The organism is Rhodococcus sp. IEGM 1307 (genome assembly GCF_030056915.1).
In the GTDB taxonomy this organism is placed as follows: Bacteria; Actinomycetota; Actinomycetes; order Mycobacteriales; family Mycobacteriaceae; genus Rhodococcus_F; species Rhodococcus_F opacus_D.
Map to the genome: position 1 here is coordinate 1 of NZ_JASHKW010000017.1, position 24833 is coordinate 24833.

23 protein-coding genes are annotated in these 24833 nt (G+C 67.7%); 15 read left to right on the forward strand and 8 right to left on the reverse strand.

Annotation, left to right across the window (positions count from 1 at the left end; genetic code table 11):
- Positions 1 to 117: 117 nt before the first annotated feature.
- The 4 genes from QM841_RS28360 to QM841_RS28375 all read left to right on the forward strand — a co-directional run bounded on the left by QM841_RS28360 (position 118) and on the right by QM841_RS28375 (position 2855).
- Positions 118 to 741 (forward strand): saccharopine dehydrogenase family protein, encoded by a 624-nt coding sequence (locus tag QM841_RS28360; RefSeq protein WP_283334614.1) that lies wholly within the window; start codon positions 118 to 120, stop codon positions 739 to 741.
- Between the two features lie 633 nt (positions 742 to 1374).
- Positions 1375 to 1977, forward strand: coding sequence for a hypothetical protein (locus QM841_RS28365; protein ID WP_283334615.1), 603 nt, complete (start codon positions 1375 to 1377; stop codon positions 1975 to 1977).
- A complete protein-coding gene (gene gvpJ / locus QM841_RS28370; protein WP_005575060.1) occupies positions 1974 to 2342 on the forward strand; it encodes a gas vesicle protein GvpJ in 369 nt (122 codons plus the stop codon). Before QM841_RS28365 ends, gvpJ begins: the two co-directional genes overlap by 4 nt.
- Positions 2343 to 2432: 90 nt before the next feature.
- Positions 2433 to 2855, forward strand: coding sequence for a hypothetical protein (locus tag QM841_RS28375; protein WP_283334616.1), 423 nt, complete (start codon positions 2433 to 2435; stop codon positions 2853 to 2855).
- Between the two features lie 4 nt (positions 2856 to 2859).
- Here QM841_RS28375 and QM841_RS28380 read toward each other — a convergent pair whose 3' ends face one another.
- Entirely contained in the window at positions 2860 to 3639 is a 780-nt protein-coding gene (locus QM841_RS28380) for a DUF899 domain-containing protein (protein WP_283334617.1), read from the reverse strand.
- A 123-nt stretch (positions 3640 to 3762) separates the two neighbouring features.
- Between QM841_RS28380 and pip the strand changes: the two genes are divergently transcribed.
- Positions 3763 to 4719, forward strand: a complete 957-nt coding sequence (gene pip, locus QM841_RS28385; RefSeq protein WP_283334618.1) for a prolyl aminopeptidase — start codon at positions 3763 to 3765, stop codon at positions 4717 to 4719.
- Between the two features lie 29 nt (positions 4720 to 4748).
- Here the strand turns inward: pip and helR are convergent, their stop codons facing one another.
- Together helR and QM841_RS28395 are read right to left on the reverse strand one after the other, a co-directional pair.
- Complete coding sequence (gene helR / locus QM841_RS28390; RefSeq protein ID WP_283334619.1) at positions 4749 to 6893, reverse strand: RNA polymerase recycling motor ATPase HelR; 2145 nt, start codon at positions 6891 to 6893, stop codon at positions 4749 to 4751.
- Positions 6894 to 6897: 4 nt separating this feature from the next.
- Positions 6898 to 8127 carry a glycosyltransferase gene (locus QM841_RS28395; RefSeq protein WP_283334620.1) on the reverse strand — a complete coding sequence of 410 codons (1230 nt, stop codon included), beginning with the start codon at positions 8125 to 8127 and terminating at the stop codon, positions 6898 to 6900.
- A gap of 497 nt (positions 8128 to 8624) precedes the next feature.
- Here QM841_RS28395 and QM841_RS28400 point away from each other — a divergent pair, with 497 nt between their 5' ends.
- Positions 8625 to 9239, forward strand: coding sequence for a DUF1345 domain-containing protein (locus QM841_RS28400; RefSeq protein ID WP_283334621.1), 615 nt, complete (start codon positions 8625 to 8627; stop codon positions 9237 to 9239).
- Positions 9240 to 9345: 106 nt separating this feature from the next.
- Complete coding sequence (locus QM841_RS28405; protein WP_283334622.1) at positions 9346 to 10611, forward strand: hypothetical protein; 1266 nt, start codon at positions 9346 to 9348, stop codon at positions 10609 to 10611.
- Between the two features lie 16 nt (positions 10612 to 10627).
- Here the strand turns inward: QM841_RS28405 and QM841_RS28410 are convergent, their stop codons facing one another.
- Positions 10628 to 11374, reverse strand: a complete 747-nt coding sequence (locus tag QM841_RS28410) for a glycoside hydrolase family 25 protein (RefSeq protein WP_105418037.1) — start codon at positions 11372 to 11374, stop codon at positions 10628 to 10630.
- Positions 11375 to 11421: 47 nt separating this feature from the next.
- Entirely contained in the window at positions 11422 to 12432 is a 1011-nt protein-coding gene (gene speB, locus QM841_RS28415; RefSeq protein ID WP_095868612.1) for an agmatinase, read from the reverse strand.
- A gap of 108 nt (positions 12433 to 12540) precedes the next feature.
- Between speB and QM841_RS28420 the strand changes: the two genes are divergently transcribed.
- The 4 genes from QM841_RS28420 to QM841_RS28435 all read left to right on the forward strand — a co-directional run bounded on the left by QM841_RS28420 (position 12541) and on the right by QM841_RS28435 (position 17194).
- Positions 12541 to 13161, forward strand: a complete 621-nt coding sequence (locus QM841_RS28420) for a helix-turn-helix domain-containing protein (RefSeq protein ID WP_005249249.1) — start codon at positions 12541 to 12543, stop codon at positions 13159 to 13161.
- A 93-nt stretch (positions 13162 to 13254) separates the two neighbouring features.
- A complete protein-coding gene (locus tag QM841_RS28425; protein ID WP_280779245.1) occupies positions 13255 to 14712 on the forward strand; it encodes an amino acid permease in 1458 nt (485 codons plus the stop codon).
- Entirely contained in the window at positions 14709 to 15509 is an 801-nt protein-coding gene (locus QM841_RS28430; RefSeq protein ID WP_283334623.1) for a carbon-nitrogen hydrolase family protein, read from the forward strand. Before QM841_RS28425 ends, QM841_RS28430 begins: the two co-directional genes overlap by 4 nt.
- Positions 15506 to 17194 carry a flavin monoamine oxidase family protein gene (locus QM841_RS28435; RefSeq protein WP_283334624.1) on the forward strand — a complete coding sequence of 563 codons (1689 nt, stop codon included), beginning with the start codon at positions 15506 to 15508 and terminating at the stop codon, positions 17192 to 17194. Before QM841_RS28430 ends, QM841_RS28435 begins: the two co-directional genes overlap by 4 nt.
- Positions 17195 to 17246: 52 nt before the next feature.
- Here the strand turns inward: QM841_RS28435 and ggh are convergent, their stop codons facing one another.
- The 3 genes from ggh to QM841_RS28450 are packed head-to-tail and all read right to left on the reverse strand — an operon-like array spanning position 17247 to position 20878.
- A complete protein-coding gene (ggh, locus tag QM841_RS28440; protein WP_005249245.1) occupies positions 17247 to 18584 on the reverse strand; it encodes a glucosylglycerate hydrolase in 1338 nt (445 codons plus the stop codon).
- Between the two features lie 46 nt (positions 18585 to 18630).
- The gene (locus QM841_RS28445) at positions 18631 to 19458 is read right to left on the reverse strand and encodes a class I SAM-dependent methyltransferase (RefSeq protein ID WP_280779242.1); all 828 of its coding nucleotides are present in this window, start codon (positions 19456 to 19458) and stop codon (positions 18631 to 18633) included.
- Positions 19451 to 20878 (reverse strand): amino acid permease, encoded by a 1428-nt coding sequence (locus tag QM841_RS28450; protein ID WP_283334625.1) that lies wholly within the window; start codon positions 20876 to 20878, stop codon positions 19451 to 19453. Before QM841_RS28450 ends, QM841_RS28445 begins: the two co-directional genes overlap by 8 nt.
- 174 nt (positions 20879 to 21052) lie before the next feature.
- Between QM841_RS28450 and QM841_RS28455 the strand changes: the two genes are divergently transcribed.
- From QM841_RS28455 to QM841_RS28470, 4 genes are read left to right on the forward strand one after another with little or no spacing between them, the layout of a single operon-like run.
- On the forward strand, positions 21053 to 21259 hold the full coding sequence (locus QM841_RS28455) for a heavy-metal-associated domain-containing protein (protein ID WP_105418026.1): 207 nt from the start codon (positions 21053 to 21055) through the stop codon (positions 21257 to 21259).
- Positions 21260 to 21315: 56 nt separating this feature from the next.
- Entirely contained in the window at positions 21316 to 22206 is an 891-nt protein-coding gene (locus tag QM841_RS28460) for a DUF8832 domain-containing protein (protein WP_283334626.1), read from the forward strand.
- Entirely contained in the window at positions 22206 to 24476 is a 2271-nt protein-coding gene (locus QM841_RS28465) for a heavy metal translocating P-type ATPase (protein WP_283334627.1), read from the forward strand. The genes QM841_RS28460 and QM841_RS28465 overlap by 1 nt, the downstream gene beginning before the upstream one ends.
- The gene (locus tag QM841_RS28470; protein ID WP_280779237.1) at positions 24473 to 24799 is read left to right on the forward strand and encodes a metal-sensitive transcriptional regulator; all 327 of its coding nucleotides are present in this window, start codon (positions 24473 to 24475) and stop codon (positions 24797 to 24799) included. Before QM841_RS28465 ends, QM841_RS28470 begins: the two co-directional genes overlap by 4 nt.
- Positions 24800 to 24833 lie beyond the last annotated feature (34 nt).

A 24833-nucleotide genomic window follows, 5' to 3' on the forward strand; every position in this document is an offset into this window, starting at 1 on the left:
ATCCTCGACTCCATCGCACACTACTGCGCCAGAATTAAAGACTCAGGACACTAGAGCTGCTCGCACGCGGTGAGGAGCCGACCCTGGTCGGCCGAAACCATACTAGTGGGGCCATTCATGCAGCTCGGTCTGGCGACGGTGACCGCGGCGGTACAGGCGGGGGCGCACTACTTCGACTCCACCGGGGAGGGAACCTTCGTCCGGCGTGTCTTCGAGTTGGACTCCGTCGCGACAGCCCGCGGAGCGACCGTAGTGCCGGCGTTCGGCTACGACTATGTACCGGGCAACCTCGCCGGCGCGCTCGCGCTGACGAGCGCGGGGGATCGGGCCACCCGGATGGAGATCGGCTACTTCCTCACCCGTGCAGGACATGGTGACGCGCTGCGATACCGAAGCGGCCTGCGTGATGTCTTCAGCCTGACCACGGGGGGCACGCGGAAGACCCTGGTCGGTGCGGCGGCCGATGATGCGTTCGCCTATCGCCACCCGCACGCCGGGGCTCCCGCCCGCCTGGTCGACGAGCGCGTCGGCAAGCGTGTGCGCACCTTCAGCTACGCGGGCGTGAACCGTGCGGCGATGACCGTCGCCGGCTCGGAGCATCTGGGCCTGCCGGAGTCTTCGCCCAGCTGGAGAATATCGACGTGTGCATGGGGTGGTTGGGGCGATGGACGCGTCCGATACGGACGGCCACCGCGCTCCCTGCACCCCTCCTGCGGTCGGCGCCGGCACGGGCCGCACTGACCTGGCTGTCCGAGCGGCTCCCCGGATCGCACCGTGAGCCGGACAGCGACGGCCGTTCGCTGGTCATCGCCGTCGCCCGCGACGACTCCGGTCGGGCATTGGCCACGACGGCCCTTGCCGGACCTGATCCTTATGAGATGACAGCATCGCTCTTGGCCTGGGGTGCCGTCCGCGCGGCAGCGCCGGATGCCGTCCTCGAGCCCGGCGTGCACGGCCCTGTCGCGGCCTTCGGCCTCGACACTCTCCGAATCGGCGCGTCCGAGGTCGGTCTTCACGATGTCGACGAACCGTCAGCTTTGCGTGCGGCACACGATGGCACAGACCCGGTAACTCGAAGTGTGAATCGGACATTCGGGTGACTGTCGACCACGCTCGGCGACCTAGCGGGTCGTCGCGGAGTGCACGGGGTACGCCGAGGAGCGACCGGTCGGGCGGTTTCCACCGTCGGTCACACCCACCGAATTTCCCACCCCATTGCGGCCTTTTGACCGATTGACGGCCATCCGTTGCGGGTAGTCGTGTTCGGGGTTGGTTCGCACCGGACTTACCGATCTGGGGGTACGCCGGGCGGCCGGCTCCGGGCGCTCGGCGTCGACCGATGACGGCCGATGCGGGTGAAGGGAGTCGACGATGATGACCCGATTGCAAATCGCGGCAGCGGTGGTCGTGGGCTATTGGCTGGGCCGAGGGCACCGGAAGAAACTGGGACTGCTGCTCGCGGCGGCGGGTGCCGGCCGCCTCGCCGGCGGACCCCAGGAGATGGTGGACCGGGCCTCGAAACTGCTGCAAACCTCGCCCGAGTTCGCCGAGCTCAGTGAATCGGTGCGTGGCCAACTCCTCGACGCCGTGAAAGTGGCGGCCATGACCGCCGCCACCGCCCGAGTCGACGCACTCAACAATCGGCTGCTCTCCGGCAGCGATGCGGTCCTGGAGACCGCCGAAGACCTGGTCGAGGACACCGCGGACATGGCCGGAGACGTCAGCGACGACACTGTGGACACGGTGGAGGAAGCCGCCGATGACACCGCGGGCAGAATGCACAAGCTCGTCGACGACACCGTGGGTGTGGTGGGCGCGCTGGGACGCAAAAAACGACCGAAGAAGACACCGCCGCCGGACGACGTCGACGACGAGACGGCAGAGGAGGCCGAGGAACGACCGGCGCGGCGACCGCCCCGCAAGCGGAGCACCCCGGCGAAAACCTCCGGTAGTCGAAAGCGAGGAGCACAGCGATGACCACAGCAGGTGGCGGCCCGAGTTCCAGCAGCCTCGCCGATGTCATCGACACCATCTTGGACAAGGGCCTCGTCATCGACGCCTACGTGCGGGTCTCGCTGGTCGGTATCGAACTGCTCACCATCGACGCCCGCGTCGTTGTCGCCAGTGTGGATACCTACCTGCGCTTCGCCGAGGCGGTGAACCGACTGGAGATCGGCAGCGAACCGAAGGGCCTGACCGACCTCGTTTCCGATGTGAAGGGCAGCGGCAGCACGAAGTCCAAGACCAAGGGCGCGCTCGAGGCCGTGGGGGAGACGCTCGGTGACCTGCTCGGCGGATCGGAAGCCGAACGCGAACCCGAGCCGCGCCGGAGGCGAAAGTGATCGGACGCTGACGTGGCCGCGCCGGCGCTCAGGCTGATTACATATTGCTGTTCCCGATAGGAGACGCCCACAGCCGGGTACGTTCGTGGCATGGGTGACGAGGCAATCGACCCCGAAGTGGCTTATGAAGCCCTGTCCGCCGGCGCGCGCCTCGCTCTGCTGCGAAACCCCGAAGGCATCATGCCGCCGCAATTCATCGGGCAGGTGATGGCCGTATGCGGGGACGCGTGCGTCGCGGGGATCAGTGGTGGAGTTGATTCGGTACCGCAGATGGCGGTTCTCCAAGGGCCACTCTCCGAATACCTCTCCCAGTGCAGGTATGTGCTGGATGCGTGGTGGAACTCCCTGACGCCGCGACTCCGGGCGGTCATCAGGTGTCGCGAGGCGGTACCCGAATCGCTGACACTGCAATTACCCCAACACACGCCCTGGACCGCGGTGTCCACGCCGTGTTCTCCCCTGTTGGTGCGGGACTATCTCGAATTGCAGGCAACGGGGCTCGAACTGATGTAGGCGGTCACTCGGGGATCTTCTCTCCGGAAATCTCGCCTGGTTCGTATTCGTCGTGGCGGCGTAGCCAACTCATGAAGGGGTCGTCGCCGCGGCGAGGTTGCGGTTCCCAGTCCTCCTGACGGCCGCGGGCAGTGAGGTCGAGCCAGTGATAGGTGCCGAGGAGGATCTCGGTGGAGCGCGCGTAACCGGAGTAGGTGTGGAAGATGCGCTCACCCTGGCGGAGGAAAGCACTGACGCCGTGCTCTTCGCCGCACCAGCCTTTCCACGCGGGGTCCGACTGCACGAGTTCGGCCTCGTCCTTGTAGTTGTATTCGACCGGTGCGACCGACGCGTCGAGGGTGACGTGGAAGTCGTAATTAAAGTCGCTGCCGTGCGAGGAGTACCAGGGGAAGGTCCAGCCCATTCGCTGTCGGTACTGCTCGAGTTTGTTCAGCGGTGCGCGGGAGACGGCCGCGAACGAGGTGTCCCGGGCGTAGAGGTGCCGGAGGTTGCCGACGTTGTCCATCGTGAACGAGCAGGAGGGGCATCCCTCGTCGGCGTCGGGTTCGAACATGAAGTGGTAGATCAGGAGTTGGCTGCGGCCGTCGAACAGGTCGGCGAATCCGGTCCTGCCGTCGGGGCCGTCGAATGCGTAATTCTCGGTGATCTCGACCATCGGCAGCGCGCGCCTGGCGGCGTTGACCCGGTCGCGGTGGCGGGTCAGCTCCTTCTCCTGTGCGAGTAACTCGCGCCGCGCGATGAGCCACTCCTCGCGGGTGGTGACCTGTGGATCGGACGCTGTCATCGTTCGTCTCCTCTCGAAGGGCACCTGCAATCGTCGCAGGCGACTCTCGGCGGTGGCTACCACCAAGGCCGGGAACGACTGATTCGCGGTTCGTCTCCTCGTGCAGGATGCGAAGCTGAGTTCGTGAGTAGCGCTCTCCATCCTGCGGTGGAACCGTACGAAGCCGGGTTTCTCGACGTTTCCGACGGCCATTCCCTGTATTGGGAGACCACCGGAAATCCCACGGGGACGCCGGTGCTGTATCTGCACGGAGGGCCGGGATCTGGATGCACTCCCGGCGCACGACGCTTCTTCGACCCGAATGCTTTTCGCGCGGTGCTGTTCGACCAACGCGGATGCGGGCGCAGCCGCCCGCTTGCCGCCGGCCCCGACACCGACCTATCGACCAACACGACAGCACATTTGATGGAGGACATCGAACGCCTGCGTAAGCATCTGGGGATCAGGTGTTGGGTCGTGGCCGGGGTGTCCTGGGGTGTGACCCTGGGTTTGGTCTACGCCCAGCGCCATCCCGAGCGTGTCCTCGCGATGGCGCTCGGAGCGATCACGTCCGGATCCCGAACCGAGATCGACTGGATCACCCGTGACATGGGTCGGATCCTCCCCAGGGAGTGGGAGGAATTCATCGCTCCCGTGCCGGCCGGCGAACGGGACGGGGATCTGGCGGCCGCGTATGCGTGCCTCCTCGCCGACCCGGACGCGGCGGTGCGCGAGGAGGCGGCGAGGAGGTGGTGTGCGTGGGAGGACACCCACGTGTCGTTGATGCCGGGATGGAGACCGAGCCCCCGATACGAGGACGCAACGTTCCGGATGATTTTCGCCAGGTTGGTGACGCATTACTGGAGTCACGAGTGCTTCCTCGTGCCGAACCAGATACTGGAGGGAATGAGCCGTCTGGTAGGTATCCCGGCAGTGCTGGTCCACGGCCGCTTCGATGTTTCGGGACCGTTGGACACGGCCTGGAAGCTCTCGCGGGCCTGGCCGGAGAGTCGACTCGTCGTGGTTGACGATGCCGGCCACGGTGGAGGCGGATTCAGCTCCGCGCTGGTGGCCGCCTTGGACTCCTTCAGCGGGCCATGATCGCGGCGCTTCGAGAGCTTCGGCCGACGTCAGGTACTCGTGAGGATGACGAGTCGCTGGGTCGCCCGGGTCATGGCGACGTAGCGGTCGACGGCCCCTTCGATCCCCGTGCCGAAGGTGTCCGGGTCGACGAGGACGACCAGGTCGAATTCGAGCCCCTTCGACAGCTCCGGGGTCAGCGAACGGACGCGGGGCGTGGCCCGGAACGTCGAATCGCCGATGACGCAGGCGATCCCGTCGGAGTTTGTTTCGTGCCAGGTGTCGAGGATCGAGCCCAGATCGGAAAAGGATCCGTGTGCGACGGGGATGTCGTTGCTGCGGATGGAGGTCGGCACGTTGGCGTCCGGGAGCGCGGCGCGGATGACCGGCTCGGCTTCCGCCATGACCTCTTTCGGTGTCCGGTAATTGACGGTCAGAGAGGCCAGTTCGATCCGGTCGAGCCCGACCCTCTCGAGCCGTTCCTGCCACGACTCCGTGAACCCGTGCCGGGCCTGGGCCCGGTCGCCGACGATGGTGAAGCTCCGGGACGGGCAGCGCAGCAACAACATCTGCCACTCGGCGTCCGTCAGTTCCTGCGCTTCGTCCACGACGACGTGTGCGAACGTGCGGTCGAGCAGGTCGGGGTCGGTGCCGGACAGCGCGGCTTCGTCGACCAGCATCTCCTGCAGGTCCTTCTGCCGCAGTTGTGTCATCAAACTTTCACCGTCGTCGTAGGCATCGGACGCGATCAGGTCGTCGATGACCTTGGACCTCTGCTCGCGTTCGGCGGCGACGGCGGCCTGGTGGCGACGCCGGCGTCGTGATTCCTCCGGGTCGCCGAGCCGCTGCCGTGCTGCGTCGAGGAGCGGCAGGTCGGACACCGTCCAGCGCTGGGCGTCCGGGCGTTGCAGCTTCCGAACGTCGTCGGGGCTGAGCCAGGGCGCGCACTTGTGCAGGTAGGCGGGCACCGACCACAGGTCGGCGACGAGGTCGGCCGCCTCGATCAGGGTCCACGCGTTGTCGAGGGTCGTGCGTAGTTCGTCGTTCTGCTGCAATGACTTCCGGAGCTGGGCGGCCGGAACGTCACCGTCGTACTTGTCGATCAGGATCGTGAGCAGCAGCTCCCAGATCTGCTCGCGCGCCTCGTTGTGCGGAGTACCGGGTTCCGGCGCTTCGAACGCCTCGGCCCAGTCGTCGGCGCTCAGCCAGATGTCGGACCACTCGGTCGCGACCGTCATACCGTCGGTCGGCGGCTCCTCGTAGAACGCGACCGCCGCGTCGATGGCCTTCACCAGATCCGCGGACGACTTCAGGCGGGCCACATCCCGGTCGGTCTCGACCGTCGCGGTGGCACCCTCGGCGACGAGCTCCCGCAGGGTGCAGAGCTGCACGCCCTCCTCTCCGAGGCTGGGCAGGACATCGGCGACGTAGGCCAGGTAGGGCTCGTGCGGGCCGACGAACAGCACGCCGTGACGGAGTCGGGGGTCGGAGTAGAGGAGATACGCGGCGCGGTGCAACGCGACGACGGTCTTGCCCGTACCCGGCCCGCCGTCGACGACGAGGGCGCCACGGGATCCCGCGCGGATGATGGCATCCTGGTCGGCCTGGATGGTGCCGAGCACGTCCCGCATCCGGGCCGACCGGTTGCTGCCCAGGCTGGCGATGAACGCGGACTGGTCGTCGAGCGCGGCGTTGCCTGCGAACCCGTCCGGGGTGAACACCTCGTCCCAGTAGTCGCTGACCCGGCCGCGGGTCCAGCGGTACCTGCGGCGGCGTTCCAGACCCATCGGATTGCCGTGGGTCGCACCGAAGAACGGCTCGGCCACGGGGGAGCGCCAGTCGACGAGCAGCTGATTGCCCGCACGGTCCATGAGGCCGAGTCGTCCCACGTACACGGGCTCGGGGTTGTCTGCACTGACGAAGTGCCCGAGGCACAGGTCCAAACCGTAGCGGCGCAAGGCACGCAGCTCGGCGTTCAGCCGGTGGACCATCATGTCCCGCTCCATCGCCTCCTGGCCCAATCGGCGGGGTGCCTTGCGCTCGGTGTCGATGCGGTGGTCGAGGTCGGCGATCGACTGCTCGAGGCTTTCCGCGATAGCCGCGAAGTGCAGCTCGTCATCGGCGATCAGCGCCGGGTCGGCCTTGGGTGCGAGGTGGTCGGGAAGGTCGAACGCGCTGGTAGTCAGATTCTTCATGTCATCAGCTCCGATCTGAGGTGCGGGCGATCGTGTCGAGCAGCAACGTCGCGGCGACCGCCGCACCGTCGGTGCGGATCGTGCCCGCCACGGCGGCCGCGCGTGCTCCGGTCTCGGGGGTCAGGGCCGCCGTGAGCGCGGCCGACAGTGACTCGACGGCCGGAACCGGACCGTCGTGCGCCGCGCCGATGCCCAAGTCGGCCACCCGGCCGGCCCAGTACGGCTGATCCACCGCCTGCGGCACCACCACCTGAGGCGCGCCGGCCCGGGTGGCCGTCGTCGTAGTCCCGGCGCCGCCGTGATGCACGACAGCGGCCACGCGCCGGAACAGTGCCTGCTGGTTGACCTCGCCGACGGCGAAGCAGTCGTCCACGTCGTCGATCAGGGCCAGGTCGGCCCAACCGCGCCCGACGAGTACGCGGCGGCCCTGCGCGCGGACCGCCTCGATGGCCACCTCGGCGGCGTCCGTCGCCGCGTGCAAGGGCATGCTGCCGAAGCCCACGAACACCGGTGGTGTGCCTGCGTCCAGGAACGCCACCAACTCGGCCGGGAGTGGGCGGTCGTCGGGCAAGATCCACGCACCGGTCTGTACGACGTCGAGGTCCGGCGTCTCCTGCCACGGATCCAGGGTCGGGTCCGTCGCCAGCCACGGCCGGTCGCCGATGACGTAGTCGCGAACGTTGCCCACCGGGGGCAGGCCGATCGACGCCCGGTTGGTGTCGAGCGCCTCCCCGAACAGTGCATCGATGCTCTGAGCGTCCAGATCCCACAGCGCCCGGTTGTCCGTCACGTCCGGCGGGAACGCCCGGCCCGGATACGCGAGCGGCGGGCGATGCGGCGACGGCAGGGTCAGCTGCTGGAACGTCACGGACACGGAGCGGATGCCCAGCTTCTCGGCCACCGACAGTGCACCGGCAGCGGCCAGCATCACGCCGGTCGCCACCAACGCGTCACATCCCTCGGCCGCCGCGGTGACCGCGTCGAACTGGCCGGCGATCAACTCGGCCGCGCGCCGCGGCAGGTCCGCCGCCGACGGCGCCGCAGTCGTCAGCGCGCGCGCCGACCGGCCGACGGGCACCATCGACACACCGACCCCGGCCAGCCGCTGCGCGAAGTCCTCGTCCGGCGGTGCGCACACCCGCACCTCCGCGCCGAGTGCCTGCAACTGCACCACGAGTCCCACCAACGGTTCGACGTCCCCACGCGACCCATACGTCGACAACAACACACGCACTCGCGACTCCTATTTCTGCAGGTTCTGGCTTCGGCCGGTAATTCTGCGGCACGACCCGGGCCTTGCCGCAAGCCCCGGGGTGCGCTATAAATTGAAAGTGGAAAGGGTTTGGTACTCCTCTCCACTTCCTCGTCCGATTCGGACAATCCTCAGGCCTCGCCGCCGCGTCGTAAATCGAATGCGTTCGCCCACAATCGAGCTCACCGATCACGGTAACGCCGTCCGATCACAGCGATGGGCGGGATAGACTGCTCGGAATACGTCGCTGGTACGCCCTGGCCTGCCGTCTGCCCTCGCGGGCGCCCCGTGTCAACACTCAGGAGGTCGCACATGACTCCGCACTCGTGCGACGACCTGAACGTCGCCACCCGGCGTGGGGAGCGCCGATGGTGACGGCTCACCCGATCCCGTCACGGGTGATGCCGCACCGGCCTCGACGCCTCCTGCAAGAGGCATAGGCATTGCACCTACCTCTCCCGACCTCCGCCATCCCGAGAGTGGCCGCCGCGGTGGTGGTCGGTGTCGCGGCGGGCTTCATCGGCGGCCTGGTGATCACAGCCGCGTTGGGGGCTCTCGTCGGCATCGCCGCCGCTGCCGCCGTGTTCGTCGTATCCGGTTGGGCGGTGTTGTGGCCGATGGATGCGGCGGCAACTCGCCGCAACGTGGGACATGAGGATTTTCGTCCGATAGTCGACGAATTGGTCGTGGTGACAGCGGCTTCAGGAGGTCTCGGAGGAATCGTCGCACTTCAGGTGGCCGGCGGATCCTCGGCGGGAACCGCGCACGCCGCCGTGGCTCTGATCGGGGTATTCCTGGCGTGGGCTTCCCTGCATCTGATGTACGCGGCCCGATACGCCTTTCTGTACTACGAGGGATCTGGTCCCGAAAAGTCAACGGGTGGTATAGATTTCAATTCCACCGCCCCGCCCGCGTTTCGCGACTTCTTCTACTTCAGTTACAACCTCGGAATGACCTACCAGGTATCCGATACCGACGTCTCGAGCCCGGAGATTCGGGCGGTCGCGCTCCGGCACTGCCTGTTGTCCTACGTTTTCGGTGCAGTCATCCTCGCGACGACGATCAACCTGGTCGCCGGGATCCTCACCAGGTGAAGACTGGGGTTCTCGTACTGATTTCGGCGCCTGCGAGAACCGAGCATCTTGCCTGGTCCCCGGTGTTAATGTTGATCTACTCGGCCACACCGAAAGGTGCACCTCGATGAGAAGATTCACTCGAAGAGTCGGTGGAACCATCGTGGCGCTGACGCTTACCGCCGCGGCATTCGTCGTGTCACCACCACCGGTGTACGGATTCGCCGAGGATATTTGCTACACCGAGGACGGTGCCCCACCGCACAACTGCGCTCCGCTGCCACCCGAATGTCTACTCGACGATCCCAACTCGCCGATCTGCGGCGCCGAGGCGTTCCTCCGCTATGGCTTCACGTTGCGCCGCCCACTCGGCGGACGGAGTCTCGTGCATTCGGACTCGACGTACCTCATCGCCCGCACCGTCGGCTTCTCCGAGCGGGACGCTTACTGGATCGCGGCGTACGACGAAGCGACCGACCTCGGCACATTCGCCCCACGCGACATCTTCGGCCGGCTCGTCCCGGACGCCGACTCATTGACCACCAAGGACATCAGCGGCCTGGTGCGCACCCACTTCGCCACCGGCGGGTTCCTCTTCCACTTCCTGCCCACGCTGCGCGGACCGGCGGATCCCCTGCCCAACGGCCTGCAACCGGATGTCGACGATCCCCGGCACGAGATCATGCTCACGCACCTGAGAACTTGGGCGCTGGCCGGGCCGGGAAGTGGCGCACCGTTGTGCACGGGAGGTTTCACGAACCCCTCGGAAAACGGCGACTACGCCACCGGCGCAACGTGTTACGGCGATGCCGATCCCGTGCAGATCAACGGCACGTACAGCCTGGAGACGCCCGCCGCCATCCCGTTCACCAACATGACGGGGCAGCAGGTCATCTCCGACACGGTCCTGTCGTCACAATTCGACTCCTGGATCGGCGAGAATTCCTGGAATGCGAGGACCGGCATCTACATTCACGCACTCGGCGATCGCATCTCGCACCATGTCTGCACCGACGCCGGCACGATCACGCCGCCGGGTCCGGCAGGGCCGGACTTCCGGATCGATCTGAACCAGCCCACCTGCGACCAGGGTCCGCACGCCGTCCGCCACGAATACGAGACGGGCGTGGACTTCGCCGGGCTGCACCCGGAAGACCGGACCACCGAGGCGGCCCTGTCGATGGTGTACGACGAACTCGTCAACTTCGCACGGGTGCGCGGAACCCTGGACGAGCGCGCCACGACGCCGACGACCAAGAATGCACTCCTCACCGACGGCCTCGTGCCGGCGCTCGAGATCCGGGAGCCGGTCGAGCGGCTGAACGCCGTCACCGACGTCGGCTGCCGAGTCGGCGTCCCGGCGTTCCCCGGAAACCCGGTGTGCCGGGATTGATCGCGCCCGTCAGGCGTCAGCTGCCGAAGGGGGATGCGCTGTTGGAGTACCGCGCGAAGTCACCCTGCGCCCCGCTGTAGACGTTGAGGTCGACGTCGCCGTTGACGCCGGCGATGCGACCGGTGCTGGTGTACTGCCAGAACGTCCAGTTGCTCCAGCCACCGGGGAGGGGGCCGGGCGTGTTCTGACCGTTGTAGTCGGCGATCCACAGCGGGTATCCGGCGAACTCGTTGGTGTTCGCCATCGCCGTCCGCCAGAAGTTCGGGTACGTGTAGATGATCGGCTGACGTCCGGTGAGCGATTGGACCGTGTTGAGGTAGCGGTGCGTCCAGTCGATCAGGGCCGCGGGCGGCAGCCCACCGGAATGCTCGATGTCGAGGACCGGAGGCATGTCACCCGGACCGTTGATGCCCAGCACCACTGTCGAGTAGAACGCAGCCTGCGCTTCCGGCGACTGGGTGGGGTCGGCGTAGTGGTACGCGCCCCGGGAGACGCCGGCCACCCGCATGGCGAGGCAGTCCTGGACGAAGAACGGATTGACGTAATTGAGACTCTCGGTGGCCTTGACCATCGCGAAGTCGTGGCCGGCGTTGCGGACGGCGAACCAGTCGATCGGTGACCCGCCCGGGTGTTGCCACGAGGCCACGTCCGGACCTCTGACAGGTTCGGCGGCAGCGTGCCCCGGCACTGCGGCCGCGAGCGCACCGGCGAGCAGTAGTGGTGCGATCTTGGAGAACCTTCGGACCTTCACCCCGATAGCCATGCGCCCGAGGGTAACGTCTTCCCGCTGCCCGCACGTGGCAACGGACGTCACTTCGTCACGTACGCCGCCTGCCGGAGCGTCTCGCCGCGCGCAGCCCGCCCCGGGGCGGACGACGCGTTGATCGCGAGCACCGACAGCAACTCGTACGCGACGTGCGCTGCCGCGATACCGGTGATCTCGGCGTGGTCGTATGCGGGCGCGACCTCCACGATGTCGGCGCCGACCACATTCAGGCCGACGAGTCCGCGCAGCGTGTTCAGCAACTCGCGGGACGTCATGCCTCCAGCCTCGGGTGTTCCGGTGCCCGGCGCGTGCGCGGGATCGAGGACGTCGATGTCCACGGACACATAGACCGGTCCGCCGTCGAGCCGTCGACGCATCCGTTCGACGATGCTGGCGACGCCGTCCACCTCGTAGTCGTCGGAGCGGATGACCTGGAATCCGAGGACGGCGTCGTCCTCGAGGTCCTTCTTGCTGTACAGCGGGCCGCGGATGCCGATGTGCTGCGAACGCTCGAGGTCGATGAGCCCCTCTTCGCTGGCCCGCCGGAACGGGGTGCCGTGCGTGTAGGGGGCGCCGAAGTAGGTGTCCCACGTGTCGAGGTGCGCGTCGAAGTGCAGCACGGCGATGGGACCGTGGTCGCGGGCGAGGGAACGCAGGATCGGCAGGGCGATGGTGTGGTCGCCGCCGAGCGTCAGCACGGTCGAGCCGTCCTTGCGCAGGTCGGTGACGGCGCCGTCGACGGTGGCCAGGGCCTCCTGGATGTCGAACGGGTTGACGCCGATGTCGCCGAAGTCGGCGACCTGCTGCGCCGCGAAGGGGTGCACGTCGAGTGCGGGGTTGTACGGACGCAGCAGCTTCGATGCGGCGCGGATGTGGCCGGGACCGAAGCGTGCGCCGGGACGGTAGCTCACGCCGGAGTCGAACGGGACGCCCATCACGGTGACGTCGGCGCGGGACACCTCGTCGAGCCGGGGGAGGCGAGCGAATGTGCTGGGTTCGGCGTAGCGCGGCGTGCGGGTGGCGTCGACGGGGCCCTTTATGTCATCTGTACTCATCGGAATCCTTCGGTGTGTGCCGGAGACGTGGCGTCGTCGTATCGTTTCCTTGGAACGCATTCTTGTCAACACCTGTTTCCTATACGAGACACAACGAAGGATCGATGCATGGCGAACGAGCTCGCAACCGAAGGCGCGTCGGGCGTCGACGCGCCACGGATCGGCCCCCGGCTCAAGGCGGCCCGGCAGGCCCAGCGCCTCACCCTCGACGACCTGGCCGCGAGCTGCGGCATCACCAAGGGCTACCTGTCGAAGATCGAACGGGACCACGCGAGCGCCTCCGTCGCCACGCTGGTGCGGATCTGCGCCGCCCTGAACATTCCCGTCGGGTCGCTGTTCGAGAGCTCCGCCGCAGGTGAGGTGGTACGGGCCGACAACTACCCGCCGATCAGTTTCGGCGGGGAGCGGATGGCCGAGTTCCTGTTGACACCGTTCGGCGAGCGCCGCATCCAGTCGCTCCTGAGCCGGATCGAGCCCGGCGGCGGGAGCGGCTCGGAAACGTACGAACTGCCGGTCGACGTCGCCTTCGTCTACGTCGTCTCGGGCCGGATCTGCATTTCCTTCAACGGTCCGGGGGCCGGGGAGGACGTGTCGCTCGCGACCGGGGACGCGTTCACCTTCTCGCCCCAGCTGCCGCACAGCTTCCGCGCGCTCGGCGACGACACGGCGACCGTTCTGTGGATTCTGGCCCCCGCACTACCGGACGACGTCCGGCCCACCTCCCGCTAGGAAACCGTCAAGCGGTTTAGGAAACATGTGTTGACAGTCACGGCTCGCCCGTTCATTGTTGTCCACATCACTCCACCGCTCAGGAGCTCAACGTTGGACATCACCAAGATTTCTCCGCGCCCGCCGGGACTGGCCGGCGCACTCCGCGCCCGCAAATCGGTCGACGCGATCGTGGCGCGCAACGACCAGGAACCCGGTCACGGCCTCAAGCGGTCGATGGGCCTGGTGCACCTCACCGCACTGAGCATCGGTGCGTCGCTGGGAACGGGCATCTTCGTCATCCTCGGCGAGGCGACACCCAAGGCCGGTCCCGCCGTCGTCCTCGCCTTCGTGCTCGCGGCGTTCACCGCCCTCTTCTCCGCCCTCTCCTACGCGGAACTCGCAGGCAGCATCCCCGTCTCCGGTAGCTCCTACTCGTACACCTACGCGACGATGGGCGAACTCTTCGCGTGGATCTGCGGCTGGTGCCTGATGCTCGAATACGGCGTCTCGGTCGCGGCCGTCGCCGTCGGCTGGGGCGAGTACATCAACGAACTACTCCACGGCATGTTCGGCATCGCACTACCCGCCGCGATCAGCGAATCACCGGGCGCGGGCGGCATCGTCAACGTGCCCGCCATCGTCATCGTGCTCGTCGCGGTGGCACTGCTGACCCGGGGAGCGTCCGAGAGCGCCCTGGTGAACACGGTCATGGTCGCCCTCAAGATCCTCGTGCTCGTGTTCTTCTGCGCGGTCGCGTTCACCGCGTTCCGCGCCGGAAACTTCGCACCGTTCATCCCCCTCGGCGCGGCCGGCGTGACGGCCGCGGCGTCCCAGGTGTTCTTCGCCTACATCGGCTTCGACGCCGCGTCGACCGCAGGCGACGAGGCGAAGAACGCGAAACGCGACCTTCCCCGCGCGATCATCCTCTCGCTCCTGATCGTCACGATCCTCTACTGCCTGGTCGCGATCGCCGCCGTCGGCGCGATGCCCTGGCAGGACATCGCGGGTGAGGGCGCCGCACTCGCGACCATCCTCAATGCCGCGACCACCAGCACCTGGCCCGCCATCCTCCTGTCCGCGGGCGCGGTGATCGCCATCGCCAGCGTCGTCCTCGCCGTGATGTACGGGCAGACCCGGATCCTGTACGCGATGTCGCTCGACGGTCTCGTTCCGCGGGTCTTCTCCCGCGTCAACCCGCGCACCCGGGTGCCCGTCGTCAACATCGTGGTCGTCGGCGGTGTCGTCTCCGCGCTCGCCGGCTTCGTGCCGCTGGGCGAACTGGCCGACGCGACGAGCATCGGCTCGCTGTTCGCGTTCATGCTCGTCAACATCGCCGTGATCATCCTGCGCCGGCGCCATCCCGACCTGCACCGCAGCTTCCGGACCCCGCTGTTCCCGCTGATGCCGGTTCTCGGCGTCGTGTTCTGCGCGCTGCTGCTGTTCGGCCTGGGCGTCTCGACGTGGGTGGCGTTCGCGCTGTGGATGGCAGTCGGGCTCGCGATCTACTTCGCGTACGGCGTCCGCAAGTCCGAACTCCGCAACAGCCCGGAAAGGGTGCCGGCACCATGAGGGCAGCGCTGTTCCAAGGTCCCGAACTGTCCTTCGACGTCGCCGCGAACCTCGCCGCCATCGCGTCGGCCGCGCAGACGGCGGCGGCAGCCGGGGCGTCCATCCTGGTCTGCCCGGAGATGGCGGCCACCGGCTACAACATCGGATCCCTGATCGCGGAGCGGGCCGAACCCGCCGACGGACCGATCGCGGCGCGGATCGCGGAGATCGCACGCGAGTCCGGGATCGCCGTCGTCTACGGATACCCCGAGGCGGATGGGGGCGTCGTCTACAACAGCGTGCAGGTGTTCGACCCGTCCGGGACGTCGCTCGCCAACTACCGCAAGACCCACCTGTTCGGTGAGCTCGACCGGTCGCACTTCGCCGCCGGCGACGAACTGGTGGTCCAGTTCGACCACGCCGGAATCCGGTGCGGACTCCTGATCTGCTACGACGTCGAGTTCCCGGAAGCCGTTCGCGCACATGCCGACCGGGGAATCCAGTGGCTCGTCGTCCCCACCGGCCTGATGAGCCCGTACGAATTCATCGCGGAGAGCGTCGTCCCCACCCGGGCCTACGAGAGTCAGCTGTTCGTCACGTACGTCAACCGGTGCGGCACCGAAGCCGACCTCGACTACTGCGGATCCAGTTGTGCGATCGCGCCCGACGGCACCGAACTCGCCCGCGCCGGCCGCCACGAAGAGCTGGCCATCGTCGACCTCGAACTCGACGTCCTCCGCCGATCCCGCCGTGAGAACACCCATCTCGACGATCGACGCGTCGACCTCTACCCCTTCATGCAGGAGAAGACTTCATGACGATCCCCGTCACCCCGGACAGCACCGCCGCGGACACCGATCCCCGGCCGCTCACCATGTTCGGCCCCGACTTCCCGTTCGCCTACGACGACTACGTCACGCACCGCTCGGGTCTCGGCGCGGTGCCCACCGATCGCCACGGCACCGAGGTGGCAGTCATCGGCGGCGGACTGTCGGGGATGGTCACCGCGTACGAGCTGATGAAACTCGGCCTGAAACCGATTGTCTACGAGGCCGATCAGATCGGTGGCCGGATGCGGTCGCATCCGTTCGACGGGCACCCGGACGTGGTGGCCGAGATGGGTGCGATGCGGTTCCCACCATCGTCGACCACCCTGTTCCACTACCTCGACGCCATGGGACTGCGGACCGAAGCGTTCCCGAACCCGCTCGCCGACAGCACCCCCAGCACGGTCATCGACCTCAAGGGCGAAAGCTACTACGCGCAGCACCTCGACGACCTGCCACCCGTGTTCCGGGAGGTCTCGGATGCGTGGCAGCGCACGCTCGAGGATCACGCCGAGCTGATTCCGCTCCAGCAAGCAATCCGCGACCGTGACACCGCCGAACTCAAGCGCATCTGGAACGACCTGGTGGTCCGGCTGGACGATCAGACGTTCTACGGCTTCCTCGCCTCGTCGAAGCACTTCGCGTCGTTCCGGCATCGGGAAGTGTTCGGGCAGGTCGGTTTCGGAACGGGTGGCTGGGACACCGACTTCCCCAACTCGATCCTCGAGATCCTGCGCGTCGTGATCACCGCCGCCGACGACCACCACCGCGGCATCGTCGGCGGGTCGCAGCAACTGCCCCTGCGCCTGTGGACCGACTCCCCGGCGGGGATGGCGCACTGGCCGGACGGCACGTCGGTGCGCGCACTGAACGGCGGAAGCACCCGTCCCCGCGTCACCGAGGTCCGGAGGACCGCACCGCACCAGGTGACGGTCACCGACTCGTCCGGGGAAATCCGCACGTACCCCGCCGCGGTCTTCACGGCGCAGAGCTGGATGCTGCTCAACAACATTCACTGCGACGACGACCTGTTCCCGATCGACCACTGGACCGCCATCGAACGCACCCACTACATGGGGTCGACGAAGGTGTTCGCCCTCGTGGATCGCCCGTTCTGGAAGGACAAGGATCCGGTCACCGGCCGCGACCTCGTCAGCATGACCCTGACGGACCGGATGAGCCGCGGCACCTACCTCCTCGACCACGGTGACGACAAGCCCGGCCTGATCTGCCTGTCCTACACGTGGTCCGACGATTCGCTCAAGCTGCTGCCGCTCGACGCGACGGAGCGGATGAACCTCATGATCAAGTCGCTCGAGGAGATCTACCCGGGAGTCGACTTCCGCAGTCACATCATCTCGACCCCGGTCACGCTGTCCTGGGAGACCGAACGCGACTTCATGGGTGCGTTCAAGGCGAACCTCCCCGGCCACTACCGGTACCAGGAACGGCTGTTCAGCCATTTCATCCAGGACGAACTCCACCCGCGACACCGCGGCATCTTCCTTGCCGGAGACGACATCTCGTGGACCGCGGGCTGGGCGGAGGGCGCCGTGCAGACCGCGCTCAACGCCGTCTGGGGCGTGATGCACCATCTGGGCGGCGCCGCCCCGGCCGACAACCCCGGCCCCGGCGATCGGTACGCCGAACTCGGTCCGATCCGCTTGTGCGACTAGCACCTGTGAGTACTTATTAACGTCCCGCGGCTAATAAGTACTCACGGGGGCGTCAGCCCAACCAGTCCAGGACCGCGGCGGCCGTCCACGACTGCTGCATGCTGCCGAGGGGCTGACCGGTGAACGGCTCGTAGTATTCGGCGAAGCTGCCGTCGCTCGCCTGCCGCAGCCCCTCGGACCGCAGCAGGTGCGCGCGCTCGGCCCACCCGCGCCGGGCGAACGCCCAGGAGAACAGCCACGTCATCACCGGCCACACCGGACCGCGCCAGTACTCGCGCGGCCGGAAGTCGCCCGACACCGGCGACGTCGACGGCGGCACGGCGTACCGGAGGTCGGGGTGACCGCAGAATTTCGGTCCCTCGAACGTGCGGAGCAGGGCGCGTTCGGCGTCCCGGCTCAGGCCGCCGCACAGCAGGGGCGAGAACATGGCGAGGGTTTCGGTGGAAATCCACCGGCCGCTGCGCAGATCGAAATCGCGTGCCGCCCCGGACCGTTGGTCGGTGGTGGTGAGGACGCCCTGCCGGAACCGGGCCGCCCACCCGTGCAGTTCCCGGACGTCGGAGTTCGGCATCGAGTGTTCCTCGCCGATGGTCGCGAGCACCTCGCACGCCATCGAGAACACGGCGCTGACGAACACGTCCTCCACCGCGAAGCTCATGGCGGTGGCCAGTTCCGCGTCGTCGTAGCGGACGGTCTTCATTTCCTCGAGCAGCCACAGGTAGCGGTCGTACTCGCCGTTGGACGGCCGCTGTCCGGTGTCGGCGACGTGGGACAGATCCTCGCGCAGATACGTGGGCATCACCCCGGCCACGACGTTGGCGTACGAGTGGTCCCAGCGCGGCGAGTTGTCCATGCCGGACTCCCAGCCGTGGTACAGCGCGATCCGGCCGTTGCCGTCGAGGTCGCGGGCGTTGGCCAGCCAGCGGTGCCAGCGCACGAGGTCGGGCCAGCGCCGGTCGAGGAACTCCTCGGCGACGGCGCGGGTGCTGCGACCGTGCCTGCGCGAGTGGTCGAGGATGCGCTGCACCGCGATGGCGTGCACGGGCGGCTGGGTGATCCCCGACGTCTGCGTGCCGCTCGGCGCGTGCGCCGCGAGGGTCCCGCACTCCCACCTCCCGGGGCCGGGGAAGTACCCGTCGACGCCGTTCGCGAAAACGATGTGCGGGATCATCCCGTTCTTCCACTGCGCCGACAGCAGGGTGTCGAGTTCGACGACGGCCCGCTCCACGCTCAGGGGCGCCAAGCCGACCGCGACGAACGCCGCGTCCCAACTCCACATGTGCGGGTACAGGCGCGGCGCGGCACTCGTCATCGTGCCGAGGTCGTTGCCGCGAAGCAGGTACGCGGCACGAGCCGCGAGCTGTGTGGGGGTGAATCCGCGGTCCGCCATTGCACCATTCTGCTGCGGGTCGGCCCACATCGCTCGTCGGACGGGTTCAGCCCGCGAATCCGCACAGGGTCAGCGTCGGACGCGAGTTGCGCAGCGGCCGCAGGTCCGACAGCCTGCGGAGCAGGGTCGACCCCCACAGGCCCCGGCCGAGGGGCAGCGTCACCTCGCGGGTGAACGCGAGGTCCGGCACCTGTCCGGGCAGGTCCGCCGCGTCGCCGGCGGAGAGGTGGAACGGCATCGGAGGGACGGTGTAGTCGCCGTGAATTCGCAGTCCCTTCTGCGTCTTGCGGCTCAACCATTTCGGTATCGAATCGAACATCATCCGGCCGCCGGGGAAACGCCGGGCGCAGTCGCCGATCAGGGACAGCGACTCGTCGGCGGGCAGATACATCAGCAGACCCTCCGCCGAGACGAACACGCCCCGGCCGGTGTCGACGTGGTCCATCCACGAGCGGTCCAGCGCGGACACCGTAAGTGTGGTGACGTTCGGCTCCTCCGGCAGCAGTTTCCTGCGCAGCGCGACCACCTCGGGCAGGTCGATCGATACCCACCGGACGTCCGGGTCGCCGATCCGCCAGTAGCTGGTCTGCAATCCTTCACCGAGGGCGACGACCGTTCCGCCGGGGTGGTCGGCGAGAAACGCCCGTATCTCGTCGTCGAAGGCCCGAGCGCGCAGGGCGTGGGATTGGCTCGGTTTCCCGAAGTTCTCGTACGGATAGTCGAGGGTCTCGTAGAGCCTCACGGCGAGCGGGTCGACCAACGTGCCGCCCGGACTCGACGCCTCGACGGCACGGTTGCGGAGGGTCCACATCATTGTCGCGGGAACGCCGGTCAGGGCGGTCGCGTCCACCCGTTCCCGGTTTTCGTCAGCCACGCGGCACCGGCTCTGCCTCTTCGAGCTTTGAGTGCTTGCGGGAGTAGAAGAAGTACACGATCAGACCGAGGATCAGCCAGATCCCGAAGCGCAGCCAGGTCTCCCACGGCAGCGAGAGGATGAGCCAGCCGGAGAACACGACGCCGATGATCGGGATGACCGGCATGAACGGAAGCGTGAACGTGCGCGGGACCTCGGGGCGGGTGCGCCGGAGCACCGTGACCGCGATGCAGACGACGATGAACGCCGACAGGATTCCGATGTTGGTGAGTTCCGCGACGGTGTTGATGGGGAAGAACCCGGCCAGCAGAGCCGAACCGATGCCCACGATCCAGGTGACCCGCGTCGGCACCTTGCGGACCGGGTGCGTCTTCGCGAACCATTCCGGGAGCAGGCCGTCCCGGCTCATCGCGTACCAGACGCGGGTCACGCCGAGCATGAAGGTGAGCACGACGGTGATGATGCCGACGATGGCCCCGACCGCGATGATGTTCGCGACCCCGGGCATGCCGACCGAATCGAAGGCGGTGGAGAAGCCGCTCTCGGGGCTGATCTCGGTGTACTTCTGCATTCCGGTCAGCACCAGGGTGACCAGGACGTACAGGGTCATCGCGATGCCGAGGGAGTACAGGATCGCCTTCGGCAGGTGTTTGGTGGCGTCCTTCGATTCCTCGGCGGCGGTGCTCATCGCGTCGTATCCGAACACCGCGAAGAAGACGGTGGCCGCGCCGGTGAACACGGCGGCGGTGCCGAACGGGAAGTAGGGGGTGTAGTTGGCGCTGTCGATGTGGAAGACGCCCAGCACGATGATGAGGACGACCAGCGCCACCTTGATCGCCACCGCGATCGTCTCGAATCGACCGACGCTGCGGATTCCGCGCGAGAGCACCCAGGCGGTGCCCAGGCAGAACAGGGCCGCGAAGACGTCGAACACGTGCCCGTCACCGGTGCCCAGCGCGCCCATCATCCAGTCGGGCAGGCTGATGCCGATCTGTTCGAGGAGAAACCGGAAGTAGCCGGATACGCCGATGGCGACGACGGCCGCCACCGCGATGTATTCGAGCAGCAGGTCCCAGCCGATGAACCAGCCCACGATCTCGCCGAGCGCCACGTAACCGTAGGTGTAGGCCGATCCTGCCTTGGGGATCATTCCGGCGAACTCGGCGTAGCACAGTGCGGCCGCGGCACTGGCGACACCGGCGATCAGGAAGGAGATCAGCACGGCCGGACCGGTGACGGAATGCGCGACCGAGCCGGCGAGTGAGAAGACGCCTGCGCCGATGATGCCGCCGACGCCGATCGCGGTGAGTTGCCACAGGCCGAGCGATTTGGTCAGACGCTCGTCGGGCGGAGTGTCCTCGTCCACCTCGGTGAGGGGTTTGCGGCGCAGCATTTGGGTGCGCAACTTGTCCATCGACATTGCCGGGCTCCGTTTCCCAGTGGGGTGAGATGCGGTATCTCACTCAATCACCTTTCGGGGCCCGCGTGGGCGTGGAACACGGTACTCGGTGGCCGCCGTCACCCTTGCGGTAATACGGTAGGGGGGTATGGTAGTTCTCAGAGACGACATCGACCCCCGAAGAGAGGCAGACCCGTGAGCACCTCGAGCGTCACCGTCACCGGCATGACCTGCAACCACTGCGTGTCCTCGGTCACCGAGGAGATCAGCGCACTCCCCGGCGTCACCAACGTGAACGTCGATCTGACCACCGGCAAGGTCGTCATCGACAGCACCACCGACCTCGATCCGAGCGACGTCGCGGGTGCCGTCGAAGAAGCCGGGTATTCAGTCGCCGGCTGAGCCGGCACCTCCAACGCGGCCGGCTGAGCCGGCACCTCCACCACAGGAGACCCATCATGAACGCAACCGGCAAGTTCGCCGGATTCACCGTCGGCCTCGTCGTGATCTTCGGCGCCGCGCTCGCACTCGGGTCGGTTGCCGGCCCGGACGTGGCCGAGCCCGCCGCGCACACGGCCGAGGACGACGGGCACGGAGCGGGAGGCCACGACGCCGCCGCCGACCCGACCCCGGGCGGACTGACGCCCACTGCGGACGGCTACACCCTCGAACTCGCATCCGACCAGGTCACCGCCGGTGCCGCGGTCCCGGTGCAGTTCCGGATCACGAACCCCTCGGGGGTACCCGTGACGGACTACACCGTCGAGCACGAGAAACTGCTGCACCTGATCGTCGTCCGCCGGGACCTCGCCGGATTCCAGCACGTGCACCCGACGCTCGACGCGGCCGGAACGTGGAGCGTCCCCCTCGACCTCACCCGCGGCGGCGACTACCGCGTGTTCGCGGACTTCACCCCGGCAGGCGGCGAAGGCGTCACCCTGGGCACGGACCTGCGCGTCGCGGGCACCTACGACCCGCAGGAACTGCCGGCTCCGGCACCGACCGCCACCGTGGACGGGTACACCGTCACCCTCGGCGGGGCGCTGCGACCGGGAGAGACGTCGAACGTGACCCTCTCGGTGAGCCGCGACGGACAGCCGGTCACCGATCTGCAGCCCTACCTCGGCGCATACGGTCACCTGGTGGCGTTGCGCACCACCGACCTCGGATACCTGCACGTGCACCCGGACGGACATCCCGGCGACGGCGTCACCGCGGCGGGCCCGGGAATCGACTTCGCCGTCGCCGCACCCAGCGCGGGCGACTACCGGCTGTTCCTGGACTTCCAGCACGCCGGCGCCGTCCACACCGCGGAGTTCACCGCCTCCGCCGGACCGGAGGAGAAGTGATGACCCGCGGGACCGACATTGCTGCACCACCCGATTCCCAGATCGAACTGGCCATCGGCGGGATGACGTGCGCGTCGTGCGCCAACCGCATCGAGCGCAAGCTGAACAAACTCGACGGCGTCACCGCGACCGTCAACTACGCGACGGAGAAGGCCCGCGTCCATTACGACGCCGCCGACGTCTCGCCCGAAGACCTGGTCGCCACGGTCGAGCAGGCCGGGTACACGGCGCGACTGCCCGAGGTGAAGCCCCCGGCCCCGGAGGAAGAGGACCCGGCGGCGGAACTGCGGCAGCGGCTGCTCGTGTCGGCGGTGCTGACGGTTCCCGTCATCACGATGGCGATGATCCCGGCGCTGCAGTTCACGAACTGGCAGTGGCTCTCGCTCACCCTCGCGGCCCCGGTCGTGGTCTGGGGTGCGTGGCCGTTCCACAAGGCCGCCTGGACGAACCTGCGGCACGGCACCGCGACCATGGACACCCTGGTGTCGATGGGCACGCTGGCCGCGTTCGGCTGGTCGCTGTACGCCCTGTTCTGGGGCACCGCCGGCATGCCGGGAATGACGCACCCGTTCGAGCTCACGATCGCGCGGGTCGACGGCACCGGCAACATCTATCTGGAGGCCGCGGCCGGTGTCACCACGTTCATCCTCGCCGGCCGTTACTTCGAGGCCCGCGCCAAACGGCGGGCGGGAGCGGCACTGCGGGCGCTGCTCGAACTGGGCGCCAAGGAAGTGTCGGTGCTGCGTGACGGCACCGAACAGCTGATCGGCATCGACCAACTCGACGTCGGCGACCTCTTCGTGGTCCGTCCCGGTGAGAAGATCGCCACCGACGGCGTCGTCGTCGAAGGTTCGTCGGCGGTGGATGCGTCGATGCTGACCGGTGAATCCGTGCCGGTCGAGGTGTCGCCGGACTCCGAGGTGGCGGGTGCGACGGTCAACGTCGGCGGCCGAATCGTGGTTCGCGCCAGCCGGATCGGCGCCGACACCCAGCTCGCGCAGATGGCGTGGATGGTCGAGGACGCGCAGACCGGCAAGGCCGAGGTGCAACGCCTGGCCGACCAGATCTCCGGCATCTTCGTCCCGATCGTGATCGCGTTGTCGGTCGCGACCCTCGGTTTCTGGATCGGGACCGGCGGTTCGATCGCCGCCGCGTTCACCGCAGCCGTCGCCGTCCTGATCATCGCGTGCCCGTGTGCGCTCGGACTCGCCACCCCGACCGCCCTCATGGTGGGCACGGGACGCGGGGCCCAGCTGGGCATCCTGATCAAGGGACCCGAAGTTCTGGAATCGACGCGGCGGGTCGACACCGTGGTCGTCGACAAGACCGGCACCGTCACCACCGGCACGATGTCGCTGCACGACGTGGTCGCCGCCGACAGCCAGGACGAGGAGCAGGTTCTCCGGTACGCCGGCGCACTCGAGGACGCGTCCGAGCATCCCATCGCGCGGGCGATCACCCGCGGCGCGAAGGAGCGGCTGACGACGCTCCCCGAAGTCGAACAGTTCACCAACATCGCCGGACTCGGCGTCCAGGGCATGATCGACGGACACGCGGTGGTCATCGGCCGCGCGAAACTGCTCCGCGACTGGTCGCTGCAGCTCACCACGGAACTCCAGCGCGTCGTCGACGCGGCGGAGTCGGAGGGCAAGACCGCCGTCGGGATCGGCTGGGACGGCCATGCGCGCGGCGTGCTCGTGGTCGCCGACACCGTGAAGCCGACGTCACGCGAGGCGGTGGCGCAGTTCCGCGAACTGGGCCTCACCCCGATCATGCTCACCGGCGACAACACTTCCGCGGCCCGGGCGATCGCCGCCCAGGTCGGCATCGGCGAAGTCGTCGCGGAGGTACTGCCCCAGGACAAGGTCGACGTGATCAAGCGTCTGCAGGCCGACGGCAAGGTGGTCGCGATGGTCGGCGACGGGGTCAACGACGCCGCCGCCCTCGCGCAGGCCGACCTCGGTCTCGCCATGGGAACCGGCACGGACGTGGCCATCGAGGCCAGCGACCTCACGCTGGTGCGCGGCGACCTCCGGGCCGCGGCCGACGCGATCCGGTTGTCGCGCAGGACGTTGAGCACGATCAAGGGCAACCTGTTCTGGGCCTTCGCCTACAACGTCGCGGCGTTGCCGCTGGCCGCGGCGGGCCTGCTCAACCCCATGCTGGCCGGTGCCGCCATGGCATTCTCATCGGTGTTCGTCGTGAGCAACAGCCTGCGACTGCGCCGCTTCCAGCCCCTGACCACTCCCACCCGAGGGGAACACTCATGACCGAGCAACCGACCACCGACCACGCTGACGACCACACAACCGGCCACGGGTACATCAGCGCCAAGGACGACTACCTCAAGCGCCTGCGCCGCATCGAGGGCCAGGCGCGGGGTCTGCAGCGGATGGTCGAGGACGAGAAGTACTGCATCGACATCCTCACCCAGGTCTCCGCGATGACCAAGGCGTTGCAGGCCGTGGCGCTGGGTCTGCTCGAAGACCACATCAGCCACTGCGTCGTCGACGCCGCCGTCGCGGGCGGCACCGAGGCCGACGCGAAGATCAAGGAAGCCACCGACGCCATCGCACGACTGGTGCGTTCCTGAAACCGGACCACGAGAGCAGCTTCCGAGGGAGCAG

Coding starts and splice junctions, on each gene's coding strand:
- QM841_RS28430 (WP_283334623.1), top strand. CDS start 14,709: ATGAGGGCAGCGCTGTTCCAAGGTCCCGAACTGTCCTTCGACGTCGCC.
- speB (WP_095868612.1), bottom strand. CDS start 12,432: ATGAGTACAGATGACATAAAGGGCCCCGTCGACGCCACCCGCACGCCG.
- QM841_RS28420 (WP_005249249.1), top strand. CDS start 12,541: ATGGCGAACGAGCTCGCAACCGAAGGCGCGTCGGGCGTCGACGCGCCA.
- QM841_RS28375 (WP_283334616.1), top strand. CDS start 2,433: ATGGGTGACGAGGCAATCGACCCCGAAGTGGCTTATGAAGCCCTGTCC.
- ggh (WP_005249245.1), bottom strand. CDS start 18,584: ATGGCGGACCGCGGATTCACCCCCACACAGCTCGCGGCTCGTGCCGCG.
- gvpJ (WP_005575060.1), top strand. CDS start 1,974: ATGACCACAGCAGGTGGCGGCCCGAGTTCCAGCAGCCTCGCCGATGTC.
- QM841_RS28380 (WP_283334617.1), bottom strand. CDS start 3,639: ATGACAGCGTCCGATCCACAGGTCACCACCCGCGAGGAGTGGCTCATC.
- QM841_RS28450 (WP_283334625.1), bottom strand. CDS start 20,878: ATGTCGATGGACAAGTTGCGCACCCAAATGCTGCGCCGCAAACCCCTC.
- QM841_RS28465 (WP_283334627.1), top strand. CDS start 22,206: ATGACCCGCGGGACCGACATTGCTGCACCACCCGATTCCCAGATCGAA.
- QM841_RS28405 (WP_283334622.1), top strand. CDS start 9,346: ATGAGAAGATTCACTCGAAGAGTCGGTGGAACCATCGTGGCGCTGACG.
- QM841_RS28470 (WP_280779237.1), top strand. CDS start 24,473: ATGACCGAGCAACCGACCACCGACCACGCTGACGACCACACAACCGGC.
- QM841_RS28360 (WP_283334614.1), top strand. CDS start 118: ATGCAGCTCGGTCTGGCGACGGTGACCGCGGCGGTACAGGCGGGGGCG.
- helR (WP_283334619.1), bottom strand. CDS start 6,893: ATGAAGAATCTGACTACCAGCGCGTTCGACCTTCCCGACCACCTCGCA.
- QM841_RS28365 (WP_283334615.1), top strand. CDS start 1,375: ATGACCCGATTGCAAATCGCGGCAGCGGTGGTCGTGGGCTATTGGCTG.
- QM841_RS28410 (WP_105418037.1), bottom strand. CDS start 11,374: ATGGCTATCGGGGTGAAGGTCCGAAGGTTCTCCAAGATCGCACCACTA.
- QM841_RS28460 (WP_283334626.1), top strand. CDS start 21,316: ATGAACGCAACCGGCAAGTTCGCCGGATTCACCGTCGGCCTCGTCGTG.
- QM841_RS28435 (WP_283334624.1), top strand. CDS start 15,506: ATGACGATCCCCGTCACCCCGGACAGCACCGCCGCGGACACCGATCCC.